We start from the raw sequence: 25,112 nt of genomic DNA on the forward strand, positions 1-25,112 counted from the left end.
GTCTTTAAACAGGTGAAGTCAGGCGGTTTTCGCGCGGTGCGTGCGACACTTCGCGGTTGCTGTTTTACGCATGACATCGCAACAAAAATCAACAAGACATATGAGGTCGGCCATGACGTTGGGACGGTTGTTCGGGGAATGGAAGAGTGCAGCGCGCGTGGTGCTGATAGCGGGATTCGCGTTGCTCGGAGGCTGTACGACCTACGTTCAGACGCAGGTGGCGGCGTTCTCCGACTGGTCCGGGACAGACGCCACGCGGACCTATGCGTTCGCGCGCTCGGCGGCGCAGCAAAACAGCATTGAACAGAAGACGTACGAGGTGCTCGCTGCGAACGAGCTCGCCACTCATTCGTTCAAGCAGGTTCCCGACGCCAGCGCGCGTTATCTCGTGGAACTGTCCTATTCGATTCGCGGTGACATGGTGACTGTTCGCCAGCCCGTCTATTACGATCCGTGGCCCATGTACGGCGGCTGGTACGGCCGGCCGTACGGATGGGGCGGATACGGAGGGTGGGGACCGTGGGGAGGGTGGGATATGGGACCGACAGGTTATGTCGACCAAAGCTACCCGATCTTCGTCCACGCGCTACAGATCCGCATGACCGAGCGCGAAAGCGGGCGCGAAGTGTACAAAGTGACTGCGAGCAATTCAGGCGGCGAATCATCGCTGGTCCGGGCCATGCCTTATCTGATCCGCAGTGCGCTTGCGGATTTTCCTCTGGGCAACGGTACCGTGCGCACGGTGAAAATCCCGCTCGATAAAACGGGCGGTGTGAGCAACGAAGCGCCAGTTGCGATAGGGACGAACGAGAAGGCCGCCGCTCCAGCGCCTGTCCCAGCCCCGGTACCCGTGCAGTAGCCGTCAAGCCGGAGCAGTTTCCGGGCTCTGATTGAGAAAAATTTACCGTTACGGTGACGGGCTGCCCGATCCAATCATCGCCTTCGTTGCAGCCATCGAAATGCTGAAATTTCCGTTAAAAATCCGCTTTCTTACAGGCGTGTGGCACAGCGCCCTTATATGCAATTAAATTCGAAACGAGATATATTTCGTGGATGAACAAACCCCGCAAAGCCCAACCACATGCGCTTCCTGAGCCCGCAACCTGGGATGCGCGGCTCGCCCGCCGTCTCGTTACACCGCTCATCGGCACCCCGATTACACCGAATCACCTGACCACGCTGCGCTTGCTGATTGGCATTGCCGGCGCGTATTACCTGTCGGTCGGCAGCTTCTGGTCGTGCAGCCTGGGCGCCTTGCTGATCGCGCTGTCCAATTTCGTCGACCATACAGACGGCGAACTCGCGCGAATCAGCGGGCAATCGAGCAAAATCGGTCATTTTTACGATCTCGCGTGCGATTCGGTGGTGACCGTGCTGCTGTTCGTGGGTCTCGGGTTTTATGTGAAGGTGCATCATCCGGCCATGATCGTGTCGGCCGAATGGCTTGGCGGGATTGCGGGCGTCGCCGTCGCGCTGATCTTCTTCCTGCGCATGCGGATTGAGTCGATGGCGGGCAAGAGCGGCACGAAGCAGGCTTCCATGGCGGGTTTCGAGACCGAAGATGTGTTGTATCTGCTGCCGTTGGTGACGCTGCTCAACGGCATGACGCCGTTCCTGGTGGCCGCTTCCATTGGCGCCCCGCTGTTTGCCGTGTGGGTAGTTGTCGATTATCAGCGCGCGCTCCGGCGTTTTGCACGGGCCACGGTGAGCGACAAAGACGCTGATGGTCAAGATCAAGATTTGCAGGCTGTTCAATGAATTCATCTGTCGACTCGCTATCCACGCGTGCGTTTGGCGGCAAGTCCGCTGAGCGCAAGAACCTTCACGCGCTCGACGAAACGCTGGGCGCGCATCTTCAGCACCTGTCTCCCGAGCGCCAGACCGCGAAGCTGCACGAAACGTTTGATAACCAGGGCGCGTTCCTGTATCTCGATGACTTCCTGCCGCGCGAGTTCACCGAGAAGCTGGTCGCGGCTGTCCATGCAGTCACGCCTGCCATCAACCGCAATTATTTGCCGGGACACAAGCAGGGTGGAAGCGTCAGCCGTCACGCGATCGACGAACTCGCGCCGTTCATCGCCGAGTTGTACCGCTCGCCGGCGCTGATCAGCTGGCTGGAGAAGATCAGCGGCGATACGCTCCAGGAATCGCCCGCCGACGACCCGCACGCGTACGCGCTGTATTTCTATACGAAGGCGGGCGACCATATCGGCTGGCACTACGATACGTCGTACTACGAAGGCCGTCGCTACACGCTGCTGCTCGGCGTAATGGACGATTCGTCGTGCCGTCTCGACTACGAACTGCATACCCGTACGCCGGAGATTCCCGACCAGCCAGGTTCGGTGCAGATCCCGCCGGGCGGCCTCGTTTTCTTCGATGGCGACAAGCTGCGCCATCGCATCACGCCTGCGCGCGCAGGCGAATTCCGGGTCTCGCTGACCTTCGAGTACGTCACGAATCCGAACATGCGGCCGTGGCAGCGTTTCATCTCGAACATGAAGGACTCGATCGCGTATTTCGGCTTCGGACAGGTTTTCCGCCGCAAAGGCGGGAAGAACGGCGCAGCATGAGCCGCGCCGGAACGGTCCTCCTGTCGCTCGGCGTGGTGTTGTTCATCGCGCTGCTCAGCTGGCAGGGCTTCGGTTCCGTCGCGACCGCGCTCGCGGCCGCAGGGTGGGGTCTGCTCGCGGTGGCGGCGTTCCATTTTCTGCCAGTCGTGATCGATGCGCTGGCAATCGAAACGCTCTTCGCCCGCAATGAACGCGATGTGAGCTTTCGCGACGCGCTGCTCGCACGCTGGACCGGTGAGTCGGTGAACAGCCTGATGCCGGCCGGTCAGATCGGCGGTCCCATGCTGATGGTGCGTTATCTCTCGCAGCGCGGCATGCGGGCGCGCGACGCTGCGGCCGTTATCACCGTCAGCACGACCATGCAATCCGTCGGGCAGATGATCTTCGCGATGCTCGGCCTCGCGTTGCTGAGCAGCTATGCATCGGGCGTGGGCATGTTGTTGCCGGTGCTGATTGTGATCGTGGCGTGTTCGCTGATGGTCGTCGGCTTCTTCTTCGCCCAGCGCAAGGGTTTGTTCGCCCGCGCGACGCGTTTCGCCTCGCAATTCGCCGCGTGTTTTTCGAAGAAGCGCGACTGGTCGTCGCTGGTGTCGCGCGCGGAAGCCGTGGACACCGCCGTACTCGAACTCTATAAAAAGCCCGGACCGGTCGCGGCGAGTTTTGCGTTGAGCCTGCTTGGCTGGATCGTGGGCACCGGCGAGGTGTGGCTTGCGTTACGTTTGCTGGGTTCGCCGGTTGGCTGGGGCGAAGCGCTGATGCTGGAAAGCCTCGGCCAGGCCATTCGCGGCGCGGCGTTCTTCATTCCCGGTTCGCTGGGTGTGCAGGAGGGCGGCTACTTGCTGCTCGCGCGCCTGATCGGCTTGCCGCCGGAAGCCGCGCTCGCGCTTTCGTTAGCGAAGCGCGCACGGGAGTTACTGCTCGGCCTGCCGGGTATCGTTTATCTGCATTTCGCTGAAAAGGGCTGGCAGCGCCGTCGTCTCGCGCGCGTGCCGGATATCGAATAAAGCATCACCGATAGGATCAACATGCGCGCAATTATTCTTGCCGCCGGGATGGGTTTGCGCCTGGTTCAGCCGGAAGGGCAGCAAAAGCCGAAGTGCCTGCTGCGTTTCGGCGAGTCGTCGCTGCTCGAACGCCATCTTCAATTGCTGAAGACGGCCGGCGTCAAAGAGATCGTCTTCGTGCTCGGCTTCAAGCATGAACAGGTTGAAGCGGAACTTGCTTCGATCGATTGGAAACCGCACACGGAAGTGGTCGTGAACCGCGAGTTTTCGCTCGGCAGCGTGCTGTCCGTGCACACGGCAGCCGAAGCGCTGACCCGAGGTGGCGACGTGCTGCTGATGGACGCCGACGTGCTCTACGACGAACGCATTGTGGAGCCGCTGGTAGCAGGCGCGGGACCGGTGAACCGTCTCTTGATCGACCGTGATTTCGAAGCCGGCGATGAACCCGTGAAGCTGTGCGTGGCGAACGGCGTGCCGGTGGAATTGCGCAAACAGGTGCTGGCGGACCTTCAGTTCGACGTGATCGGCGAGTCGGTGGGATTTTTCCGTTTCGACGAAACCGCTGCACGGCGTCTGGCTGAACTCGTCGCAGGCTATGTGGAGACGGGCCGCGCCAACTTGCCGCATGAGGAAGCCGTGCGTGATTTGCTGCTGGAACGCAGCCAGGTATTCGACGTGGCCGACGTAACCGGCGCGCCTTGGATAGAAATCGATTTTCAGAACGACGTTAAACGCGCGGCCGACGAAGTCTTGCCGCAACTGCGTCAGCTTGCAGGAGCTCTACGATGAACGCACCGTATCAACTACCAGCCGCCTATGCCCGCAGCCTTCGCCTGCGCGAGATGCTGCAGAGCAATCAGCTCGAATTCCTGATGGAAGCGCACAACGGCTTGTCCGCGCGCATTGTGAAGGAAGCCGGTTTCAAGGCGATCTGGGGATCGGGTCTCACGATTTCCGCGCAGTACGGCGTGCGCGACAACAACGAAGCGAGCTGGACGCAAGTGGTCGACACGCTCGAGTTCATGGCGGACGCGAGCGACCTGCCTATCCTGCTGGATGGCGACACAGGTTATGGCAACTTCAACAACGTGCGCCGGCTGGTGAAGAAGCTGGAGCAGCGCGGCATTGCCGGCGTCTGTATCGAAGACAAGCAGTTTCCGAAGACCAATAGTTTTCTCAACGGCGAGCGTCAGCCGCTCGCCGAGATGGACGAATTCTGCGGCAAGATCAAGGCCGGCAAGGACTCGCAAAGCGATCCGAATTTCTCCATCGTCGCGCGCGTGGAAGCGTTGATCGCGGGCTGGGGCATGGAAGAAGCGTTGAAGCGCGCGGAGGCTTATCGCCAGGCGGGTGCCGATGCCATTCTGATTCACAGCAAGCTTTCCAAACCCGACGAAATCCTCACGTTCGCACGCGAATGGGCCGGTCGCGGCCCGCTCGTGATCGTGCCGACGAAGTACTACAGCACGCCCACCGACGTGTTCCGCCAGGCCGGTATCAGTACGGTGATCTGGGCGAACCATTTGCTGCGCGGCGCGGCGTCGACCATGCAGGCGATCGCGAAGGAAATCCACAGCAGCGAGACGCTCGTGAACGTGGAAGACCGCGTGGCGACCGTGAACGAAATCTTCCGTCTGCAGGACGCCGAGGAGTATTCGACGGCTGAAGGCGTGTATCTGTCGTCGGCGAGTGCATCGCGCAATGCCGTCGTGCTCGCGGCAAGCCGGGGCGCCGGACTGGAAGCCGTTACCGCCGATAAACCCAAGGTCATGCTGCCCATCGCAGGCAAGCCGCTGCTGCGTCGCCTGGTGGAAGCGTTCAAGAAGGAAGGCATCAACGACATTACGGTGGTCGGTGGTTATCGCGCCGATGCCATCGATACATCGGGGATTCGGCTGGTTGTGAACGAGAAGCACGAACAGACGGGCGAACTGGCGTCGCTGGCATGCGCGGCGAAATCGTTCACCGCCGACACCGTGATCTCCTACGGTGACCTCTTGTTTCGCAGCTACATTCTTCGCGATCTGGTGGAATCGGACAGCGACTTCTGCGTGGTGGTCGATTCATCGCAGAAGCCGGCGGCCGGTGGGGCATCGACGGACTTTGCTTATTGCTCGACCGCTGACGATCGCGCGTTGTTCGGCCAGAAAGTCTGGCTCGAAAGCGTGACGAGCTCGGCGGGTCCGGTGGGTTTGGTGGATTCGAAGACACCGCAAGGCCGCTGGATGGGCCTGCTCAACGTGCGCGGCGCGGGCCGTGAACGTCTGGTCGCCACGCTCGAAAAGCTGCAGCAACGCGATGACTTCGACAAGCTCGACATGGCCGCGCTGCTCAACGCGCTGATTGCCGCGGACGAAAAGATCGAAGTTCAGTACGTGCACGGTCACTGGCGCGGCGTGAACGACCTCGACGAGTTGCGTCAAGCGGGGGACTTTGCCCACGGCCAGGCGCCGTACGGATCGAACGGCTCGGGCTCCTCGGAGGCCGGCGCGTGATTGAAGCTGCACAATTTGTCGAAGCCGCGCGCGAGCGGGGTTTCGACTGGTACGCGGGCGTGCCGTGCTCGTACCTGACGCCGTTCATCAACTACGTGCTGCAGGATGAGTCGCTGAATTACGTATCGGCGGCGAATGAGGGCGATGCGGTTGCGTTGATCGCGGGCGTGGCGCTGGGCGCATCGGGTGCGCACAAGGCGCGTCGCGGCATTTCGATGATGCAGAACTCCGGGCTCGGCAATGCCGTAAGCCCGCTGACCTCGCTCACGTGGACGTTCAGGCTGCCGCAATTGCTGATCGTCACGTGGCGCGGTCAACCCGGCGTTGCCGATGAACCGCAGCACGCGCTGATGGGGCCCGTCACGCCGGCCATGCTCGACACCATGGAAATTCCATGGGAACTGTTCCCCACGGAAGCCGATGCAATCGGACCCGCGCTCGATCGCGCCACCGCGCATATGGACAGCACCGGTCGGCCGTACGCGCTGGTCATGCAGAAGGGCAGCGTCGCGCCGTACAAGCTGAACAAGAAAGGCTTGAGCGGGGTGCGCCAGCGCGCGTTGAACGAGCGCGCCGAGGTTCAGTCGGTTAAAGGCGCGGACGAACGCGCGTCACGTCGCGATGCTTTGGAACGCGTGATCGCGCATACGTCGAAAGCGTCGACGGTCGTGCTGGCATCGACGGGATTTTGCGGGCGGGAACTCTACGCTATCGATGACCGCGAGAACCAGCTCTACCTGGTTGGATCGATGGGATGCGTGACGCCTATGGCGCTAGGCCTGGCGTTGTCGCGGCCTGACCTGAACGTAGTTGCGCTCGACGGCGACGGCGCCGCGCTGATGCGCATGGGCGTGTTCGCGACGCTCGGCGCTTATGGTCCGGTCAACCTCACGCACTTGCTGCTGGATAACGGCGCGCATGAGTCGACCGGCGGTCAGGCAACGGTGTCGGAAGGCGTCGAGTTCGCCCGGATCGCGTCAGCGTGCGGATACGCGATGGCGCTAGACGGCGATGACATCTCGATCGTGGACAAGTTGTTCGACGCGAAGGACGTCGACGGAGTCCGCTTTGCCCGTCTGTCGATCAACACCGGCACGCCGAGCGACCTGCCGCGCCCGTCGATTACGCCGGAAGATGTGCGTAGCCGGTTGCAGGCTCATATCGGACGTTAGACTGCTCGCTGTTCACTCAAAAGGCCGCGCAAACCGATGTTGGCGCGGCCTTTGGTTTTATGGGCGCATCAATCGTGATTGATCGTGGCCAATTGCGGCGAATCGGGCTTGCAGAAGATCGCTGTGATAAAAGGCGCGACGCGATGAACAACGGCGTCACTGCCGGCGGCGCGGACCTTTTCCTTGACCGCGTTTTCCCCGCCGATAACGACGGCTCCATACGCCGAATCGGCGATCGGTTCGCCATTTCCTTGCTTGAAAATCACGTCATTCTTCTGGAACCCGACTACCGCAAATACACCGAAATCGAACGCGGTCAAATGGCTGTCGCGCGTTGGCTTAAACGCGTTGATTGAATTGGGTTCCACGCGCATGGGCGTGGTTTCTATCGCGTGATTTTCCTGAAGCGGCGCGATGAACGCATGCGCGCTCGATTTGCAATCGAGTTGGGCGTCCAGCGCGTAAGCCGAAGCGTGTGCGGACGATGCTGCAATAAGAACGAATAAGCCGATGCGGACGGCTTTTATAAGTGGCTTCATGTTTGTTTCACTCCACGCGCCCGTGAACGAGGCTGCGCGAGTACGCTCGCGGCGTTACCAAAAGCCTAGACTTTAGCCGTAAGCGGGAAAGTGTGCTTAAACAAGCGCTTAGAGTCCGCGTAGCGCAGCGATGCGGAGCGTTTTCACGTTGAATTTGTGGCGAAATTCGTACAGCTCACGGGAATCCTCAGCGGAATTACCGTGAGCTGTACGAATTGGTTTTGAGGAGGGACGAACCGCTCCGTCGAGGATGTCAGCTAATCGAAAGTCCAGGTGTGCCAATGAGCCGCGCTAAAGACGACGAGCGCGCCGAGCAGAAACTCGGCGCGCTCGTTATGTCCAGGCAGTGCCGGGCGGATCATCGTCGCTTCAAGCGTGAGACCCAATCGCAACGCCTTCAGGCCGCCGCCAACTCCGGCACCGTCCCACGCCGCGTATCTCTACGATGCACGCATTTTCCTGCCGCATACGTCTCGAACACGGCGCGGTCGTCGCCGAGCATCGCGAACGCGAACAGCAGTTCTTCCAGCGATTCCGCCCGCGTCGTGCGGCGGTCCAGCAGAGGGGTGCCGGCAGGGTCCAGCACAACAAAATCCGCCTCGCTGCCGGGCTTCAGCGTCCCCACGCGGTCCGCCATATCCAGAACCTCGGCCGCGCCCGTGGTCGCCAGCCAGAACATTCGCGCCGCGGTCAGGTGATGACCGGTCAGGCGCGCGATCTTGTGCGCCTCGCCCATGGTTTGCAGCATCGAAAATGTCGTGCCGCCGCCTACGTCGGTTGCCAGCGCGACCGGCATCTTTGCAGCCCCGGCCTTTTCGACATCGAACAAACCGCTGCCGAGGAACAAATTCGATGTCGGGCAATGCGACGCCACCGCGCCCGTTTCAGCCATGCGCTGACGGTCGGTATCGTCGAGATAGATGCAATGGCCGTAGACCGCGCGCTGACGCAGCAAGTCATAGTGATCGTAGATATCCAGATAGCTCCGATGCCCCGGAAACAGGCTTTCGACCCACTTGATCTCATCGGTGTTTTCGGCGACGTGGCTCTGGATATATACATCCTGATGCTTGCGCGCGAGCACCGCACAGGCTTCGAGTTGCGCCTCCGTCGACGTCGGCGCGAAACGCGGCGTCAGCGCGTATTCCTGCCGCCCGCGACCATGCCAGCGCGCGATGAGTTCGGCGCTGTCGTCATAGCCCGATTGAGCCGTGTCGCGCAGATACTCCGGGCAATTGCGATCCATCAGCACCTTGCCCGCGATCATGCGCAGGTTGCGCGATTCGCTTTCGCTAAAGAAGGCATCGGCGGATTGCTTGTGGACCGTGCAATACACGAGTGCCGTGGTCGTGCCGCAAGCCAGCAGTTCATCGATGAAAAAGCTTGCTGTTTCCCGCGCGTACGCCGGGTCCTCGAACTTGCGCTCGGTCGGAAACGTGTACGTGTTCAACCATGGCAGCAGACCCGGCGCGGGCGACGCGATCATGTCGGTCTGCGGATAGTGAATGTGCGAGTCGATGAAACCCGGCACGATCAATTTGTCCCGCAGGTCTTTCATGATTGCATCGGGCGCGATGGCGTTGCGTAACGCCGCATACGCGCCCGCTGCCACCACGCGGCCATCTTCCACCAGCAACAGGCCGTCGGTTTCATGCACGGCGTTGTCATCGGAAAGAGCAGGGTCGTCGCGGAAAGTGAGTAGCTGTGCGCGGTAAGCGGTCTGAGTCATGGGTGAAACGTCTCCAGTAAAGCGGGTCAACGCCCTTATAGCTGTGTCAACAACAGCAACGACAGCGCGGCGACAATCCACATCGCCGGCTTGATTTCTTTTCTGCGGCCGGTGAACGACTTGATCACGACAAATGCGAGGAAACCGTACGCAATGCCATCGGTGATCGAATACGTCAGCGGGATCAGGATCATCGCGAGGAATGCGGGAATGGCTTCGTCGAAACGGCTCCATTCGATCTTCGTGATCGACTCCATCATGAATACGCCGACCAGCACGAGCGCAGGGGCGGTCGCGATGGCAGGCACCAGCGAGAGCAGCGGCGATAGGAACAGGAACGGCAGGAAACACAATCCCGCGACCACCGCGACCAGCCCGGTGCGCCCGCCCGCCGATATCCCCGCCGCCGATTCTATGTACGCGTTTGCCGGACTCGTGCCGAGCGGCGCGGAGATCAGCGCGGCAAACGAATCGACCATCATCGATTGGCGGATATTGCGCGGGTTGCCGTCTTTATCGAAGAGCTTGCCGGCTTCCGAGATCGCCATGAACGTGGAGAGCGCATCGAAGAACGACGTGAACAGCATCACGAAAATAAACGGCCAGTAGATCACCTTCAGCGCGCCGAGCAGGTCCAGTTGGCCGACCGCTGAAAAGTCAGGCGCCGAGAACAAACCGTTCCAGTTCACGAGCGTTTTGGTGGCAATTGCCGCGGGCCAATAAGCGGTGCCGTCGCCCCAGAATCGGCCGATGGGAATCGCAATCACGGTCGTGAAAATGATGCCGATCATCAATGCGCCGGTCACCTTTCGCGCAACCAGAATCGTGGTCACCGCGAGGCCGATCAAAAACGTGATGACCACCGGATTCAGCGATGCTGAATGCACGATCGTCACGGGATCGCTGACAACAAACTTCGCGTTGACCAATCCGATCAGGCTGATAAACAGTCCGATGCCGCATGAAACGGCATGACGCAGGTTGGCAGGAATGGCATCGACAACCAGCTTGCGCGCGTTGAACGCCGCGAGCACCGCGAAGATCACGCCGGCCCAGAAGACGCAGCCAAGCGCGGTCTGCCACGGCATCTTGCCGCTGTGAACCATCACGAACGCGAACAGCGCGTTCATGCCCATGCCCGGCGCGACGAGCACCGGGTTGCGCGCGTAGAGGCCCATCGCGCAACTACCGAGGAAACTGACAATCACGGTAGCGGTGAGCGCAGCAGGGAAGGGCACGCCGGCCTGCGACAAGATCCCGGGATTGACGACGATGATGTACATCGCCGTAAGGAAGGTCGTGATGCCCGCAACAATCTCGGTCTTCGTGCGCGAACCCGCCGCACGGATGCCGAAGAAACGCTCGAGCGTGGTGGTGTCGTTGGTAATCGTAGCCATGACGTTCTCGCTCAAGCCGCCGCGTGCCCGTCGTGCCAATAGGCGTCGAGTTTGGCGACCATCGCGAGGCGTTCGGCTTCAGTCACGAACGACGCTTCCAGGCTGTTTTTCACCAGCGTGTAGCACTCGGCGTCATTGAGTTTCAATGCATCGAGGATCGCGAAGTAATTGGCGTTCACGTAGCCGCCGAAATACGCCGGGTCATCTGAGTTGATCATCACGGCGACGCCCTGATCCAGCAGCGCCTTGAGCGTGTGCTTCGCCATATCGTCGAATACGCGCAGCTTCAGGTTCGACAGCGGGCAGACGGTCAGTGCGATGCGGGCATCGGCGAGACGGGCGACCAGCGCCGGGTCTTCCATGCTGCGCACGCCGTGATCGACGCGGTCCACTTTCAACAGGTCGAGCGCTTCGTACACGTACGCCGGTGGCCCTTCCTCGCCCGCGTGCGCCACGAGCTTCAGGCCCTTTTCACGCGCCTTCGCGAACACGCGTTCGAACTTCGAAGGCGGGTGGCCGCGTTCCGATGAATCCAGCCCGACGCCTATCAATCGATGCGCATATTGGTCGAATAAGGGCAACGCTTCATCGAACGTTTTGAGCGCATCTTCTTCCGGCAGATGGCGCAGGAAACACAGGATCAGCTTGCTCGTCAAACCGCGCCGCTCACCTTCAGCCAGCGCGCTTTCGATACCCGCAACTGCCGTCGCGATCGATACGCCGCGTTCAGTGTGCGTCTGTGGATCGAAGAAAATTTCGGTGTGCGTGACATGATCGGCGAGGGCGCGTTCAACATAGGCCATCGTCATGTCGTGGAAATCGCGCTCGTGCAGCAGAACACTTGCGCCCGCATAGTAGATGTCGAGGAACGATTGCAGGTCGGTGAACGCGTAGGCGGCGCGCAATGCATCGATGGAGTCGTACGCAAGCGTCACCCCATTGCGTTTCGCGAGCTCGAAGATCAACTCGGGTTCGAGCGAACCTTCAATGTGAATGTGAAGTTCGGCCTTGGGCGCGTGGGCGATTTTGTCTGCGAGAGTGGGATTCATGCTTGTTTTGTGCTCTAAAAGGTCTGGAATCACGCGGTTTGCGGATGCTGCGCGGAATTGTAGCCGTGCGCGGCGCGTTCCTCGACCTTCTGCAACAACTGAGCTGCTACCGATACTGCAATCATTTCCGGCGCTTTATCGACAATGCCGGGCACGCCAATCGGGCATGTCATGCGGCTGATCAACGCGGCATCCAGGCCTCGTGACGCCAGCCGGCGTTCGAACAGCATCTTCTTCGTGTGCGAACCGATCATGCCGAAAAACGCAAAATCGCCGCGCCGGAGAATACGCTCGGCGAGTTCGAGATCGAGCGCGTGGTTGTGCGTCATCACCAGGAAGTAGCTATTGGCCGGCGCTTCGTCCACGGCGGCTTCCGGGATACCGCTGGCGTCCAGCGTGACGTTTGGCGGAAGACCGTCCATGGGCGGGAAGGTTTCGTCGCGTTCATCGACCCACACCACGCGGCATGGCAGATTTGAGAGCACCCTGACCAGTGCCGCGCCCACGTGACCCGCACCGAACAGCACCACCGGAAAGTCGCGTACTGCAATGGTTTCGGTGAGCAGCGAGCCGCTTTCGTCGAAACCCGCGCCGTCCCAGAGCAGGCAATCGGGGCCGGTCATGCCCGGTTCCGGGTCGGAGATCATCACGCCGTCGGGAATTGGGCCGAAGCCGACGCTGCGCACCGTCGATAATCCCTGCGCCATGCGTTTGTTCAACGACGTGACCCAGGCAAGATCGCCGATATCCAGCCGTTCGAACGCAACCACGACCGCACCGCCGCAGCATTGACCGAGGCTTGGGCCGAGCGCGAAACGTTCAAGCCGTCGCATGTGCGGACTGCGGGCGCCATCTTTCAGCACTTGCCGCGCGGTTTCAATCGCCTTCCATTCCAGATGCCCGCCGCCGATGGTGTGGCGTGCATCGTCACGTGTGACGATCATCTTCGTGCCCGCTTCGCGCGGCGCCGAGCCTTCCACGCGCGCGACCGTCACCAGCACGACGGGGTCGCCGTGTGCGAGGAGGTGTTGCAGATCGTGTAGCCAGGCTTGCATCGAATGGGTTCCTGGTTGATTAGTTGACCGGTGCGGGTTGAGCTTCGTCCGGAGTCGTCGCGGCTTGAATCTTCGCGGCCTGTGCGTCAAGCGCATTCAGGATCGACTCGGGAGTAGCCGGGGCGCGTAATACGGGGGCATCGATTGAATCAGGCGCGACCGACGCCACCGCGGCGCGGATCGCCAGCAAAACCGAGAAGCCGAGCAGCAACGGCGGTTCGCCCACGGCTTTCGAACGGAACACGGTCGGCTCGACGTTCTGGTTATCGTAGAGGGCGACGTTCATTGCAGCGGGAATGTCGCTCACCGATGGAATCTTGTACGTGGATGGCGCGTGCGTCATCAGACGGCCGTCGCGATTCCACCAGAGTTCTTCGGTTGTCAGCCACCCCATGCCCTGGACGAAACCGCCCTCCACCTGGCCGATATCGAGCGCAGGATTGATCGACTGCCCCGCGTCGTGGAGGATGTCGGCGCGCAGCAGGCGCCACTCGCCGGTGAGCGTGTCCACGACCACTTCCGAGATCGCCGCGCCGTACGCGAAGTAGTAGAACGGCTGGCCCGTCAGCGTTTTCGAATCCCAGTTGACCTTGGGCGTCGCGTAAAAACCGTCCGACCACAATTGCACACGCGACAAATAAGCCGCCCCGACCAGTTGATCGAAAGGCATCTGGCCGCCGTTCGACTCGACCACGCCATCGTGAAAACGCACGTCTTCCGCGCGTCCGCCCAGCTGCTTCGCGGCGAGTTCCGCGAGCCGTCCGCGAATGGTGAGCGCGGCGGCTTCGGCCGCCTTGCCGTTCAGGTCGCTGCCGGTGGACGCAGCAGTGGCCGATGTATTCGCGATCTTCGAGGTATCGGTGGCGGTCACGCGCACCCGCGACAACGCCACGCCCAGCGTATTCGCCACGACCTGCGCGACCTTGGTGTTCAGGCCCTGGCCCATCTCGGTGCCGCCATGATTCACAAGCGCGGAGCCGTCTTTATAGACATGCACTAGCGCGCCCGCCTGGTTCAGGAACGGCACGTTGAACGAGATGCCGAACTTGACCGGCGTGAACGCGATGCCGCGCTTGAGCACGGGACTCGTCTGGTTGAACGCGGCGATTGCGTTGCGCCGCTGCACATAATCACTCGATGCCACCAGCTCGTCGGTCAGCGGCGCGATGATGTTGTCTTCCACGGTCTGGCCGTAAGGCGTCACGTTGCGCTCGGCGATGCCGTAGTAGTTCACGCGACGGACATCGACGGGATCGCGCTTCAACCGGTGCGCGATTTCATCCATCATGATTTCCATCACCAGCGCGCCTTGCGGACCGCCGAAACCGCGAAAGGCCGTGTTCGACTGCGTGTTGGTGCGGCAGCAGAGCGCGGTGATATCGACGTCTTGCAGGTAGTACGCGTTGTCGAAGTGACAGACGGCGCGGGTCGCGACCGCACCCGACAGGTCCGCCGAATAACCCGCGCGCAACGCAATTTCAACGCGTGCGCCTTGCAGGCGGCCGTCGTCATCGAAGCCGGCTTCGTAGGTGTAGATCGCGTCGTGCCGTTTGCCAGTGATCATGAAGTCGTCGTCACGATCCGCGCGCAATTTCACCGGCCGATGCAGCAAATGCGCCGCCAGCGATGCGATGCACGCGAAGATCCCCGACTGCGATTCCTTGCCGCCGAAACCGCCGCCCATCCGGCGGCATTCGCAGATGACGTTATGCGTCGGCCAGTCGAGCATATGCGCGACCAGATGCTGCATTTCGCTCGGATGCTGCGTGGAACTGTAGACGAGCAAGCCGTCGAGTTCCTTTGGAATGGCATACGCAACCTGCCCTTCGAGATAGAACTGTTCCTGCCCGCCAACCTCAAATTCCCCCTGCAACCGATGCGCCGCCGCAGCCATTTTTCCGTCCGGATCGCCGCGCTTCAGGTGCAGCGGCGGCAGAACGAACTGCTGTTTTGCTTTCGCGTCGCGCGGCGTGAGGATGGCTTCGCGCGCTTCGTATCGGATCACTTCTTCGCTTTTGGCAAGCGCTGCCGCCCGGCGCGCGAGATCGTGCGTTTCGGCGATAACCACGAACACCGGTTGTCCCAGGTACAGCACTTCATCTTTCGCGAGGATCGGGTCGTCGTGGAGAACGGGGCCGCAATTGTTCTCGCCGGGGATGTCGTCGGCGGTGAACACGGCAATCACGCCGGGCGCGGCCAGAACCAGGTCGAGGTTGATCGAGACAATGCGGGCATGCGCATGCCGCGACAGACCGAGCGCCGCGTGCAGGGTGCCGCGCAGCTCGCCGATGTCATCAACGTAAGTCGCTTCGCCGCTGACATGCAGCGACGCCGATTCGTGCGGCAAGCTGACGCCGATCGCTGCGGGTTCCGGCTTTTGCGTCGCGGCGTGCAACGCAAGTGCATCAGCCGCGGCACGGTCGATGTGAAGGGGATCGGTACGCTTGTTCATCGCGTGGTCCTCGGAACTTGGTGTGACGTCATGTCGCGCATTGCACGTCGAATGCGAACGCGTTGACGTCGCGCAGTGCGAGCGGCGAATCCTCACGGGTCTCGAGGAAAAAACGCCACAGCACGTTGCGCGCCACCTTGCTGCGGTAGTCGCTTGACGCCCGCATGTCGGTGAGCGGCTGGAAGTCGACGTCCAGCGCGCGCATCGCGGCTTTCACGTTGACCTCGTTCCACTCTTCGCCCACCAGCACGGCTTCCGCATTCGATGCCCGTTTTGGCGTGGCCGCCATGCCGCCGAACGCGAAACGCGCGGTGCTCACGCGGGTGCCGTCGAGCGTCACGGCGAACGCGGCGCACACAGCCGAGATGTCCTGGTCATAGCGCTTGGAGACCTTGTAGGTCCGAAAGCGCAGTTTCGCCGATGGCAACGGTACGCGAACTCCCGCGACAAATTCGCCCGTTTCAAGCGCGGACTTTTGATAGCCCAGATAGAAGGCATCGAGCGGCATCGTGCGGACTTTAGCGGCTTTCTGCAGCACGATTTCGGCACCCAAAGCGATCAGCGCCGGCATGGAATCGCCGATGGGCGAGCCGTTCGCGACGTTGCCGCCGAGCGTGCCGGCGTTGCGGATAGGCCTTGACGCAAAGCGCGTCCACAATTCCGCGAGTTCCGGATAAACGGCTGAGAGCGCGGCGTATGAATCTTCAAGCGAGGCCGCAGCGCCGATGCTCAGCCATTGCCCGTCGCGGGTGATCGACTTGAGTTCGGTCACATTGCCGATATACAGCATGTCGCCGAGATTGCGGAATTGCTTGGTGACCCACAGGCCGACGTCAGTGCTGCCCGCCAGGATGCGTGCGTCCGGATGGTCGGCGCGCAAGCGGGCGAATTCAGCGAGCGAGACGGGAGCAAAGAATGTCGGTTGGCCGAATGCGGCGCCGCGTGCGTCGGGCGCCGAGTATTCGAGTGTTGTCTTGCGCTGGATGCTTTCGAGCTGGCGTTTGAGCTGGTCGCGATCAAGCGGCGCGCGAGGATACTCAAACATTTTCTGCGATGCATCCACAATCGGCCGATAACCTGTGCAGCGGCAGAGATTGCCGGAGAGGGCGGTGTTGATTTCGTCGCGCGTGGGCAGGCCGGCATCGGCGGGCTGGTTCTGATAAAGCGCCCACATCGACATCACAAAACCGGGCGTGCAGAAGCCGCATTGCGAGCCGTGGCAATCGACCATGGCCTGCTGGACCGGATGCAGCGTGCCGTCTTTCGCGCGCAGGTCTTCAACCGTGAAGAGCGCGCGACCGTCGAGCGTCGGCATGAACTGGATACAGGCGTTGACGGCCTTGAGGACGGGCTGGCCTTCTGCATCGAGTTCACCGATCACCACCGTACAGGCGCCGCAATCGCCTTCCGCGCATCCCTCTTTCGTGCCGGTGCATTGGTCATGCTCGCGCAAATGCTGGAGCACCGTACGTGAGGCAGGTACGTCGTGCACTTCGCGCAGGGCGTCGTGCTGGAAGAACCGGATGGTTTGCGTTGTCATATACAAGTCCAGGACACTGCGGATCGGGCGCGCGTTACGCGAAATCGGCGTCAGGAGTCGAAAGAAACCAGGTCGAAAGAGCGCACGTGGATCGCCATCCATAAATAACGATATCACCGCAATATCTCAAAAATATTCCGGTAAGCGTATCAAGACTATGCGAACGGCCGAATGAGGGTGGGCGGGGTAGGCGACCAAACGGTATACAGAGGGAGTGCGAGGGATAGCGATGAGACGGCTTTGGCGCCTGGCGTCTTGGACAAAGGCAGTGGCCGTTCGCGCGCGGTGGCGCTGCAAATATATAACTGAGTAACAACCGTCCATTGGAAAGGCTTACGGGCCGCCACGCAGCGCGGCTCCAGTTTTTGCGGTAAGGGGAGCAGTCCGACGAAGATCCGAACCGCTCGCCTTACATACTCAACCAGCGCGCAACCTGCGCTTGCCCAGCAAGCTGCCGGCGACGGACAGGAATATCACCCCAAACGCAATAAGACCCCATTGCGGAAGCGAAAGTCCGAAAATGGGCGGATAGGGCGTCTCGCAAAGTCCCGCGACCTTGAACACCTGGGGCAGCCATTGCGCGGGCGGAAGAGAGTCCACGACGGGCTGGAGGGCATCAAACCCGCAGCTATATCCTGGATGCGCCTGCACATAAACGTGCCGGCCGGCTGCTACCACGCCCCCGAGCGCGGACAGCGCAACCAGCGATTCGAGCAACGCGATCCCGCGCCATCCCCGGAACGAGGCGCCGAGCAACGCAAAGACCGCGATCAGCACGAAAAAGTAGCGTTGAATGATGCAAAGCGGGCAGGGATCTTCACCTTTCACGAACTGAAGATAGAGCGCTCCTCCAACGAGCCCCAGGGAAATCACAGCGAGCAAGACCAGCAATCGTCGTTCGCGGCGAATCACGCGATCGTCTTGGTGCATGGTGAAATGATTCAAGGAGTTATTCATATTTTCCGAATTGTTCGAGAAAAAACACCTGGAAGGGCACATCCGGCGACGGAATTCTATCGCGATCGCGGTCGCCGGACGGTTTCAGGCGCGGCATGAGCGGTTCAGCGCGTGGTTTCGAGTACAGCTTCAACGGCGCGGCCGATGGAGAGCAGCGCGTCGTCGCCGAACGGCGACCCGGCCAGCATGAGGCCGACCGGCGCCTCTCCCCGTGGATGGCACGGCAGCGACAACGCGCAACTATCGAGGAAATTGAAAACGGAGGGGTTGCGCAGGATCAGCGCATTGGTTCGGCCGAACGCTTCGTCGTCGTGTTCGAGGTCGGCCACACGCGGCGGCACGACCGGCACGGTCGGGCACACGATGGCGTCGAACCGCTGCCACAGCGCACGCGCCTGCTCGATCATCGCGGCGCGCGCCTGCAGCAAGTCGATGTAATCAGCCGCGCTGGCGGGCTGGCCTTTCAGGATCCGCACGCGTACGCGGGGATCGTATTCATCGGCATGCGCCTGCAAAAGTGGCCGATGCCATGCGTAAGCCTCGATTGACGCGAAGCTGAAGCGATTGACCTCGGCAAGCTGCTCGAGCGGCGCGAAACGCACGTCTTCCACCAGCGCACCCGCCGCCGACAGATGCCCGATTGCCGCGGCGTAGGCACTGGCGACCGTTTCGTCGACACCGTCCATGACGTAGTTCGTCAGCACGCCAAGTCGCACGCCGTCCAGCGGCCGGGTCGCAGGGACGGCGGAGTCGCGGCCGGCCAGGATGCGGTCGACAAGCGCGCAGCACGCCACCGACGACCCGATCGGCCCGAACGAGTCGAGCGTGCTGGACAGCGGCACGCCGCCTTGTGTGGGCACGCGGGCGGCGGTCGGCTTGAAGCCGGTGAGTCCGCAGAGCGCAGCCGGGATGCGGATGGAGCCGCCGGTGTCGGTGCCGAGCGCGATGGCGGCCATACCGTCGGCCAGCGACGCGGCAGCGCCTGATGAAGAGCCCCCGGCGATCCGCTCGTCGCCCGCAACATTGCTTCGATACGGCGAGTGCGGCGTTCCGTAATGCGGGTTCAGTCCGAGCCCGGAGAACGCGAATTCACTCATGTTGGTGCGCCCGACGATCACGCCACCTGCTCGCCGCAGCCGGGCAACCGCGACAGCGTCGGCCTTGGCCGGCTGCGCGCCGGCCAGTATGCGCGAACCGGCTCTTGTCACCTGGCCTTCGATATCGAAGAGATCCTTGATCGAGATCGGAATGCCCGCCAGCGGCGAGAGGACGGTGCCCGCACGGCGCAATGCATCGTGGGCGTCAGCGGCGGCGCGGGCACGCTCTGCATCGACATGCAGGAAGGAAACCGCTCCCTGCCCCGAAGGATCCGCAATGCGATCGAGCGCCAGCTCCAGCAACTCCCGGCTGGTCGTTTTACCGTCACGGAGCGCGGTGGCGAGTTGTGCGAGAGGCGCGAACTGAGGCGATGTGATGGGCATGATGTCGAGAGAAACCGGTGGCTTGACGGGCTGCAAAATGGGCAAGGACGGGCGTGCTGCACCGAGCGCGATGCGGCGCGGTGAGTGATCTTCGCACCGCGGCCTTGTGGCATTGCCGTACCAAAGGCCGATGAAACGCCTGATGTAACTTGCCCAAAAGTGGCTGTCATTCTAAGCCAGCCAAGTAATAAATACTCGACGCTGCACGCGTGGCCCTTGATAAACCGGGGTCCTCTCCCATTCGGCTGATAGCGCCATGAGTGCTTCCTGCCTAAGCTTGGCTGGTCCCTGCAGAGACGGTCTTTTGCGGTGGAAAACAACAGCCCTTCAAAAACCTAAGCGTTTGGGTTTACTTGCGCACAACTTACGGATAGAGTGACTGCATGCCAACGATTTTCCGCATCGGCGCTGCCCGCGTCGTGATTTATTTAAACGACCATCAACCTGCCCACGTGCATCTGCTTGATGGCAAGCAACACGCCATTTTCAACCTGCACTGTCCGGCGGGACCGCCGAGCTTGCAAAAGAATCACGGTTTCTCGCACGTTGATGTAAATACTTTCGCTCGCCGGATGCAAAACGTAGTCGGCTCGCTGTGCACTGAATGGAAAACACTTCATGACTGCTTTAGTTGATATCACCGAACACCAACTGCGCGAAGCCGAAGCGCGCATGAGCAAGCACGTTGCTGAAAATCCGGTCGCGACCTCTGCGTCGTTCAACCCGGTGGACGGCAGGGTGGCAATCGAACTGTCGAATGGCGCGTTGTTCGCGATTCCCGCACGGATTATTCAGGGTTTGGAAAATGCTTCGGACACCGACCTGATCACGATCGAAATCACGGCGTCCGGCACGGGTCTGTATTTTCCTGCCGTCGACGCCGACATTCTCGTGGCGCCACTACTTGCCGGCGTGCTGGGGTCGCGATCGTTCATGGCCAGGCGGCTGGGCAAGCAAGGAGGGGCCAGCCGCAGTGAATCCAAAGCGGCTGCGGCCCGCGCGAACGGCGCGCGTGGCGGGCGGCCCCGCAAGGTCAAGGTGGAAAGCGGGGAGAGTGGGGAAAGTGCGGCGCTCACAAAGAAATAGCCGGCGGTGAATGCGGCGACTTCGCCAACGCGACCTCGAACGTAAAGCGAATTCCCGCGGCGCCGCAATCGCGTCAAAGCACGCGGTCCACCTCGGCGGGAATATCGCGAGAACGTTCGGGAGGCGCAGGGTGTGTCTCCCCCTTCGCACCGCGCCGCCATTTTCTCGTCACCCATGCGCCGAAATCATCAAGGACCGTATAAGCCACCGGCACAACCACCAGCGTCAACAAAGACGAGGTGATTACGCCGCCAATCACCGTCTGGCCGAGCGGGCCGCGTTGTTCGCCGCCTTCGCCCAGGCCCAGCGCAAGGGGCAGCATGCCGAAGATCATCGCGAGCGTGGTCATCAGGATCGGTCGAAGCCTGACGCGTGCCGCTTCCAGCAACGCGTCGGTGCGGGTCATCGGGTGGCCTTTGCCCGTCGCGTCGAGCAGGCTGCCACGACGCGCCTGATTTGCGAAGTCGACAAGCAGGATCGCGTTTTTCGTGACAAGGCCCATCAGCATGATGAAACCGATGATCGAGAACATGTTGAGCGTGCTGCCGAACAGCAGCAACGCGAGCAGCACGCCCACCAGCGTGAGCGGCAGGGACGTCATGATCGCGAGCGGTTGCAGGAAACTGCCGAATTGCGACGCCAGGATCATGTAGATGAAGATCACCGCGAGCACCAACGCCTGGACCGCATAAATGAACGACTCGTTCATGCTTTTGGTCGAGCCGCCGAAACGGTATCGGTAGCCTGCGGGAAGGCGCATTTCGTCGAGGGTTTTCTTCACATCGGCGGCGACTTCGCCAGGCGATCGTCCCATGACGTTCGCCGAAATCTCGACTTCCCGCGACAAATCCCGCCGGCTGATCACATCGGGCCCGGTCGTCTCGGTGATCGCGGCGACCTGTCGCAAGGGCACGAGTATCGGCGCGCCGTTGGCGTCGGTGCGGCTGGTGGCAATCATGAGCTTTGACAGGTCGTCAACGTTGCGGCGTTGTGCTGAGGGCAAGCGCACGCTCACGTCGTAATCCTGATCGTCGGGCGCGCGCCATGTGCTGATGGCGTCTCCCGAAAGCAGCGGGCGCAGTGCCTGACCGACTTCGGCGACGCCCACGCCCAGGTCTGACGCGAGTTCGCGACGAACGTCGATGGCCACAACCGGTTTGTCGTCCTTCAGGCTCGCATCCAGATCGACGAGGCCGGGAATCTTCCGCAAGCGCTGTTGTGCTTCGGCGGACAAACGCCGGAGTTCGTCCAGGTTGTCGCCTTGCAGGCTGAACTGCACGGCTTTGGTGGACCCGGCGCCGTCGGGCATGCCGATCTCGGTCACCACGATCCCGGCAATGCGCTGCAGGCGCGTGCGGAACACCTGGTTCAATTCCTGCACGCCACGGGTACGTTCGCGCCGCTCTTTCAGGCGCACGGTGATCAGCGCGTTGTTCTTGCCTTGCGCGTTGCCGGAGTTGATGGTGGCGTAGCTATAACGCACTTCAGGGTATGACGCGAGCGCTGCTTCGACCTGCCGGACTTTGTCGGCGGTCGCTTCCAGCGACGTCCCCACGGGCGTGTTCAGGCCAATCTGCGTAGTGGAAAAATCGGCGGCCGGTACGAACTCGGTGCCGACCAGCGGAACGAGGAACAGACTGCCAAAAAAAGTCGCAGCCGCGACCGACAGCGTGGTGATGCGATGCCTGAGCGACCAGCCAAGCAGCCGCCGATAGAACTGCGCGAGCCGTTCCACGCCGCGTTCGAAGAAGGCCAGCAAGCGTGCGAGATGGCGTGTGCCACGCACGTGCAGCGCGGGATCGGGCCAGATCGACGAGAGCATGGGGTCGAGCGTGAACGAGACGAACATCGAGATCAGCACGGCGGCCGCAACCGTCACGCCGAACTGGTGAAAGAAGCGGCCGATGATGCCGCTCATAAAACCTACCGGCAGGAACACGGCAACGATCGAAAACGTCGTGGCGAGCACGGCGAGGGCAATTTCCTTCGTGCCATCGAGCGCGGCCGTGCGGTGATCCGCGCCAAGCCGCACATGACGGACAATGTTCTCGCGCACCACGATCGCGTCGTCGATCAGCAAGCCCACGCACAGCGACAACGCCATCAGCGTGATGACGTTGATCGTGAACCCGGCCGCGAACATGAACGCAAACGTGCCGATCAACGCGATCGGCAGCGTAAGGCCGGTGATGACGGTGCTGCGCCACGAGCCGAGGAACAGGAACACGATCGCGATGGTCAGCAGCGCGCCCTCGAGCAACGTGCCCTTGACTTCGTTCACGCTGTTTTCAATATTGAGTGACGAGTCGTCGGTGATATCGAGCTTGACGCCCGGTGGCAGCGACTTTTGCAGCGCCGCGACTTCGGCCCGGATGCCGTGCGCCACGTCCACTGTGTTCTCGCCCTGCGCCTTCACCACCGATAAAAACAGCGCACGATTACCGTTCAGCAGAGCCATGCTGTCGGGTTCTTCCTGGCCGTCGACCACTTGTGCCACCTGATCCAGCGTGACGGCATGCCCTGCATTCGACGCGCCGCGACGCGCGACAATAATCCGTTTGAAGTCATCGGGCGTCTGGAAGCGGCCCTTCACCTGCACCGTCTGCTCAATCCCCGCCGACGTCAGCGGCCCTGCCGGGATCTCCTGATTCTCGTTCTGCACGGCGCGAATCACCTGATCCACGCCTACAGAAAGCGCCTGCAGCCGATCCGGACTGACATCGATCCGAACCTGCCGTTTCACGCCGCCCACAATGCTCACCGAGCCCACGCCGCGCACCGTTTCCAGGCGCTTGCGCACGATCTGGTCGGCGGCGGTCGTGAGGTCGCGCGTGCTCAGCGCGGCGCCCGGCGCGTTGGAAACGGCAACTGTGACGATCGGCATGTCGGCCGGGTCATAGCGCAAAACGCGCGGTTCCTTCACGCCGTCGCGCAGATCCGGCCGGATCAGCGCCACCTTGTCGCGGACGTCCTGCGCGGCCTGCATGACGTTGACCGAGAGATCGAACTGGACGATCACGACCGACAACGCGTCGTAGGAGTGCGATGAAATTTCGTCGATGCCGCTAATCGTGTTGACCGCTTCCTCGATCTTGCGGGTGACGTCGGATTCGACCGATTCCGGCGATGCCCCCGGATACGCCGTCTGGACGACGACCACGGGAAAGGTTATATCCGGAAACTGGTCGACTTTCAGCCGCTCGTACGAGAACAGGCCGATCACGAGAAACGCCGCCATCATCATGGCGGCGAACACGGGGTTATTGATGCTGATGCGCGTGAACCACATGGCTTGCGGCTCCGCTATTGAGCAGCGGGCATGGAAGCCGCCGTGGCTTGCCCGACCATGCGCACCGTGCTGCCGATGCGTAGCGCGCCAAGGTTATTTTTCACGACCTGCTGGCCTTCCTTGAGCGGCGGATTGACGAGTTGGGTCCAGCTCGCGCCATCGGCGTCGCCGGTGGCGGCCGTGGCGACGGGAACTTCGACGAGCTTGCCGCCGGAGAGCGCGTAGACGCTGTGGTTCGCGCCGTCCGTGCGCACCGCCGATGCCGGCACCACCAGCGCGTTCGGGGTGCTGCCCACCGTCACGCTGCCCGTGCCGAACATGCCAACGCGCAACGTGGCAGTAGGATTGGCCACCTGGATATAGATCATGATCGAGCGCGAACCCGGCTGCGCGGCGGGATTGATGCGCGTGACGGCGGCGGCGACGGGTGCATCGACGCCATCGAAACGAATCGATACGGGCTGGCCGATCCGAACGCGGCCGATTTCGCCCACGGGCACGGGCGCTTCGAGTTCGAGCTGGGACAGGTCGACGACATCGAACAATTTGCTGTCGACGGCCACACGTTCGCCGGGTTCGACGCTGCGCGACGCAATCTGGCCGTTGAACGGTGCACGCACGACGGTGTCCGCCACCGACAAATTCGATGACGCCAGCGCGGCGCGGGCGGCTGCGAGATTGGCGGCGGCGATGGCGTACTGGCTTTGGGCGGTATCGAATGCGTTCTTCGATATGAAGCCTTTTTCGACCAGCACGCGATTGTTCTCGAGCGTTTGTTTCGCGATATCGAGCTGGCCGGCCATGGCCGCCATTTGCCCGCGGGATTGCTCGGCGCGCGCGGCGTAGTCGCGGGCGTCGATGGAGGCGAGTATTTGTCCTGCTTTGACTGTGTCACCTTCGCGGACGCGCACGTCGAGCGCCGAGCCGGCCACTTTCGCCTTGACGGCGGCTTGAGTGACGGCGCGTAGCGAGCCGGTGAGCGGCAGCATTTCTGATAGTGTGCGACGCGTGAGCACGCTCAGGTCACCGGGAGTGAATTCGATGACGGATTCGGCCGCCGAGGACGAAGCCGAAGTTGGCGAGGCGGTAACGCTCGCACGCTTCCTGAGCGTGTGAGTGATGCCAAGCGCCAGCACGATTATGACGACGATTACCGCGAGAACGAGGTTCCGTTTTTTCGATGGATGCATTGCTAGTCAGTGGAGCGTGAAGCACGCCGCACGATAGCGCATTTAAGGCTGGCGGGCGGCAAAGTTGTAGAGGGCCATTTTTTGCAAAGCCGGTCTCAACCTTG

General features: G+C 61.8%; 20 protein-coding genes. 9 read left to right on the top strand and 11 right to left on the bottom strand.

Going from position 1 to position 25,112, the window contains the following annotated elements:
- The first annotated feature begins 112 nt into the window (after positions 1 to 112).
- The 7 genes from ACSOSP_RS17640 to aepY all read left to right on the top strand — a co-directional run bounded on the left by ACSOSP_RS17640 (position 113) and on the right by aepY (position 7,244).
- Entirely contained in the window at positions 113 to 859 is a 747-nt protein-coding gene (locus ACSOSP_RS17640; protein ID WP_455308591.1) for a DUF4136 domain-containing protein, read from the top strand.
- A 194-nt stretch (positions 860 to 1,053) separates the two neighbouring features.
- Positions 1,054 to 1,758, top strand: a complete 705-nt coding sequence (locus tag ACSOSP_RS17645; protein ID WP_455308592.1) for a CDP-alcohol phosphatidyltransferase family protein — start codon at positions 1,054 to 1,056, stop codon at positions 1,756 to 1,758.
- Positions 1,755 to 2,573 (top strand): HalD/BesD family halogenase, encoded by an 819-nt coding sequence (locus ACSOSP_RS17650; protein WP_455308593.1) that lies wholly within the window; start codon positions 1,755 to 1,757, stop codon positions 2,571 to 2,573. The genes ACSOSP_RS17645 and ACSOSP_RS17650 overlap by 4 nt, the downstream gene beginning before the upstream one ends.
- Entirely contained in the window at positions 2,570 to 3,577 is a 1,008-nt protein-coding gene (locus ACSOSP_RS17655; protein WP_455308594.1) for a flippase-like domain-containing protein, read from the top strand. Before ACSOSP_RS17650 ends, ACSOSP_RS17655 begins: the two co-directional genes overlap by 4 nt.
- Before the next feature lie 21 nt (positions 3,578 to 3,598).
- Positions 3,599 to 4,366: a phosphocholine cytidylyltransferase family protein gene (locus ACSOSP_RS17660; protein WP_455308595.1), complete on the top strand. Its 768-nt coding sequence runs from the start codon at positions 3,599 to 3,601 to the stop codon at positions 4,364 to 4,366.
- On the top strand, positions 4,363 to 6,072 hold the full coding sequence (gene aepX, locus ACSOSP_RS17665) for a phosphoenolpyruvate mutase (protein WP_455308596.1): 1,710 nt from the start codon (positions 4,363 to 4,365) through the stop codon (positions 6,070 to 6,072). The genes ACSOSP_RS17660 and aepX overlap by 4 nt, the downstream gene beginning before the upstream one ends.
- Positions 6,069 to 7,244: a phosphonopyruvate decarboxylase gene (aepY, locus tag ACSOSP_RS17670; protein ID WP_455308597.1), complete on the top strand. Its 1,176-nt coding sequence runs from the start codon at positions 6,069 to 6,071 to the stop codon at positions 7,242 to 7,244. Before aepX ends, aepY begins: the two co-directional genes overlap by 4 nt.
- 68 nt (positions 7,245 to 7,312) lie before the next feature.
- On the opposite strand, the gene ACSOSP_RS17675 is transcribed toward aepY, so the two are convergent.
- The 9 genes from ACSOSP_RS17675 to ACSOSP_RS17715 all read right to left on the bottom strand — a co-directional run bounded on the left by ACSOSP_RS17675 (position 7,313) and on the right by ACSOSP_RS17715 (position 19,443).
- The gene (locus ACSOSP_RS17675) at positions 7,313 to 7,783 is read right to left on the bottom strand and encodes a hypothetical protein (protein ID WP_455308598.1); all 471 of its coding nucleotides are present in this window, start codon (positions 7,781 to 7,783) and stop codon (positions 7,313 to 7,315) included.
- Positions 7,784 to 8,180: 397 nt separating this feature from the next.
- Positions 8,181 to 9,512: a guanine deaminase gene (guaD, locus tag ACSOSP_RS17680; RefSeq protein WP_455308599.1), complete on the bottom strand. Its 1,332-nt coding sequence runs from the start codon at positions 9,510 to 9,512 to the stop codon at positions 8,181 to 8,183.
- A gap of 35 nt (positions 9,513 to 9,547) precedes the next feature.
- Positions 9,548 to 10,909 (bottom strand): NCS2 family permease, encoded by a 1,362-nt coding sequence (locus ACSOSP_RS17685; RefSeq protein ID WP_455308600.1) that lies wholly within the window; start codon positions 10,907 to 10,909, stop codon positions 9,548 to 9,550.
- 11 nt (positions 10,910 to 10,920) lie between these two features.
- Positions 10,921 to 11,958: an adenosine deaminase gene (locus ACSOSP_RS17690; RefSeq protein WP_455308601.1), complete on the bottom strand. Its 1,038-nt coding sequence runs from the start codon at positions 11,956 to 11,958 to the stop codon at positions 10,921 to 10,923.
- A 29-nt stretch (positions 11,959 to 11,987) separates the two neighbouring features.
- Positions 11,988 to 13,013, bottom strand: a complete 1,026-nt coding sequence (gene xdhC, locus ACSOSP_RS17695) for a xanthine dehydrogenase accessory protein XdhC (protein WP_455308602.1) — start codon at positions 13,011 to 13,013, stop codon at positions 11,988 to 11,990.
- Between the two features lie 19 nt (positions 13,014 to 13,032).
- Positions 13,033 to 15,465 carry a xanthine dehydrogenase molybdopterin binding subunit gene (gene xdhB, locus ACSOSP_RS17700; RefSeq protein ID WP_455308603.1) on the bottom strand — a complete coding sequence of 811 codons (2,433 nt, stop codon included), beginning with the start codon at positions 15,463 to 15,465 and terminating at the stop codon, positions 13,033 to 13,035.
- Between the two features lie 28 nt (positions 15,466 to 15,493).
- Positions 15,494 to 17,005 (bottom strand): xanthine dehydrogenase small subunit, encoded by a 1,512-nt coding sequence (gene xdhA, locus ACSOSP_RS17705; protein WP_455308604.1) that lies wholly within the window; start codon positions 17,003 to 17,005, stop codon positions 15,494 to 15,496.
- 417 nt (positions 17,006 to 17,422) lie between these two features.
- A complete protein-coding gene (locus tag ACSOSP_RS17710) occupies positions 17,423 to 17,935 on the bottom strand; it encodes a disulfide bond formation protein B (RefSeq protein ID WP_455311025.1) in 513 nt (170 codons plus the stop codon).
- A 131-nt stretch (positions 17,936 to 18,066) separates the two neighbouring features.
- Positions 18,067 to 19,443: an amidase gene (locus ACSOSP_RS17715; protein WP_455308605.1), complete on the bottom strand. Its 1,377-nt coding sequence runs from the start codon at positions 19,441 to 19,443 to the stop codon at positions 18,067 to 18,069.
- Positions 19,444 to 19,826: 383 nt separating this feature from the next.
- Here ACSOSP_RS17715 and ACSOSP_RS17720 point away from each other — a divergent pair, with 383 nt between their 5' ends.
- Complete coding sequence (locus ACSOSP_RS17720; RefSeq protein WP_455308606.1) at positions 19,827 to 20,078, top strand: DUF4160 domain-containing protein; 252 nt, start codon at positions 19,827 to 19,829, stop codon at positions 20,076 to 20,078.
- Positions 20,062 to 20,529 (top strand): DUF2442 domain-containing protein, encoded by a 468-nt coding sequence (locus ACSOSP_RS17725; protein ID WP_455308607.1) that lies wholly within the window; start codon positions 20,062 to 20,064, stop codon positions 20,527 to 20,529. Before ACSOSP_RS17720 ends, ACSOSP_RS17725 begins: the two co-directional genes overlap by 17 nt.
- Positions 20,530 to 20,602: 73 nt before the next feature.
- Here ACSOSP_RS17725 and ACSOSP_RS17730 read toward each other — a convergent pair whose 3' ends face one another.
- Both ACSOSP_RS17730 and ACSOSP_RS17735 read right to left on the bottom strand, forming a co-directional pair.
- Positions 20,603 to 23,818, bottom strand: a complete 3,216-nt coding sequence (locus tag ACSOSP_RS17730; protein ID WP_455308608.1) for an efflux RND transporter permease subunit — start codon at positions 23,816 to 23,818, stop codon at positions 20,603 to 20,605.
- Between the two features lie 14 nt (positions 23,819 to 23,832).
- Positions 23,833 to 25,008: an efflux RND transporter periplasmic adaptor subunit gene (locus ACSOSP_RS17735; RefSeq protein WP_455308609.1), complete on the bottom strand. Its 1,176-nt coding sequence runs from the start codon at positions 25,006 to 25,008 to the stop codon at positions 23,833 to 23,835.
- Positions 25,009 to 25,112 lie beyond the last annotated feature (104 nt).

Source organism: Caballeronia sp. KNU42 (assembly GCF_053760385.1).

Bases quoted from the DNA above. Each gene is read 5' to 3' on its own strand.
- ACSOSP_RS17735 (WP_455308609.1), bottom strand. From the start codon at position 25,008: ATGCATCCATCGAAAAAACGGAACCTCGTTCTCGCGGTAATCGTCGTC.
- ACSOSP_RS17725 (WP_455308607.1), top strand. From the start codon at position 20,062: ATGACTGCTTTAGTTGATATCACCGAACACCAACTGCGCGAAGCCGAA.
- ACSOSP_RS17650 (WP_455308593.1), top strand. From the start codon at position 1,755: ATGAATTCATCTGTCGACTCGCTATCCACGCGTGCGTTTGGCGGCAAG.
- ACSOSP_RS17715 (WP_455308605.1), bottom strand. From the start codon at position 19,443: ATGCCCATCACATCGCCTCAGTTCGCGCCTCTCGCACAACTCGCCACC.
- aepX (WP_455308596.1), top strand. From the start codon at position 4,363: ATGAACGCACCGTATCAACTACCAGCCGCCTATGCCCGCAGCCTTCGC.
- guaD (WP_455308599.1), bottom strand. From the start codon at position 9,512: ATGACTCAGACCGCTTACCGCGCACAGCTACTCACTTTCCGCGACGAC.
- ACSOSP_RS17710 (WP_455311025.1), bottom strand. From the start codon at position 17,935: ATGCACCAAGACGATCGCGTGATTCGCCGCGAACGACGATTGCTGGTC.
- ACSOSP_RS17645 (WP_455308592.1), top strand. From the start codon at position 1,054: ATGAACAAACCCCGCAAAGCCCAACCACATGCGCTTCCTGAGCCCGCA.
- ACSOSP_RS17685 (WP_455308600.1), bottom strand. From the start codon at position 10,909: ATGGCTACGATTACCAACGACACCACCACGCTCGAGCGTTTCTTCGGC.
- ACSOSP_RS17690 (WP_455308601.1), bottom strand. From the start codon at position 11,958: ATGAATCCCACTCTCGCAGACAAAATCGCCCACGCGCCCAAGGCCGAA.
- ACSOSP_RS17675 (WP_455308598.1), bottom strand. From the start codon at position 7,783: ATGAAGCCACTTATAAAAGCCGTCCGCATCGGCTTATTCGTTCTTATT.
- ACSOSP_RS17720 (WP_455308606.1), top strand. From the start codon at position 19,827: ATGCCAACGATTTTCCGCATCGGCGCTGCCCGCGTCGTGATTTATTTA.
- ACSOSP_RS17660 (WP_455308595.1), top strand. From the start codon at position 3,599: ATGCGCGCAATTATTCTTGCCGCCGGGATGGGTTTGCGCCTGGTTCAG.
- xdhC (WP_455308602.1), bottom strand. From the start codon at position 13,013: ATGCAAGCCTGGCTACACGATCTGCAACACCTCCTCGCACACGGCGAC.
- xdhB (WP_455308603.1), bottom strand. From the start codon at position 15,465: ATGAACAAGCGTACCGATCCCCTTCACATCGACCGTGCCGCGGCTGAT.
- ACSOSP_RS17655 (WP_455308594.1), top strand. From the start codon at position 2,570: ATGAGCCGCGCCGGAACGGTCCTCCTGTCGCTCGGCGTGGTGTTGTTC.
- ACSOSP_RS17730 (WP_455308608.1), bottom strand. From the start codon at position 23,818: ATGTGGTTCACGCGCATCAGCATCAATAACCCCGTGTTCGCCGCCATG.
- xdhA (WP_455308604.1), bottom strand. From the start codon at position 17,005: ATGACAACGCAAACCATCCGGTTCTTCCAGCACGACGCCCTGCGCGAA.
- ACSOSP_RS17640 (WP_455308591.1), top strand. From the start codon at position 113: ATGACGTTGGGACGGTTGTTCGGGGAATGGAAGAGTGCAGCGCGCGTG.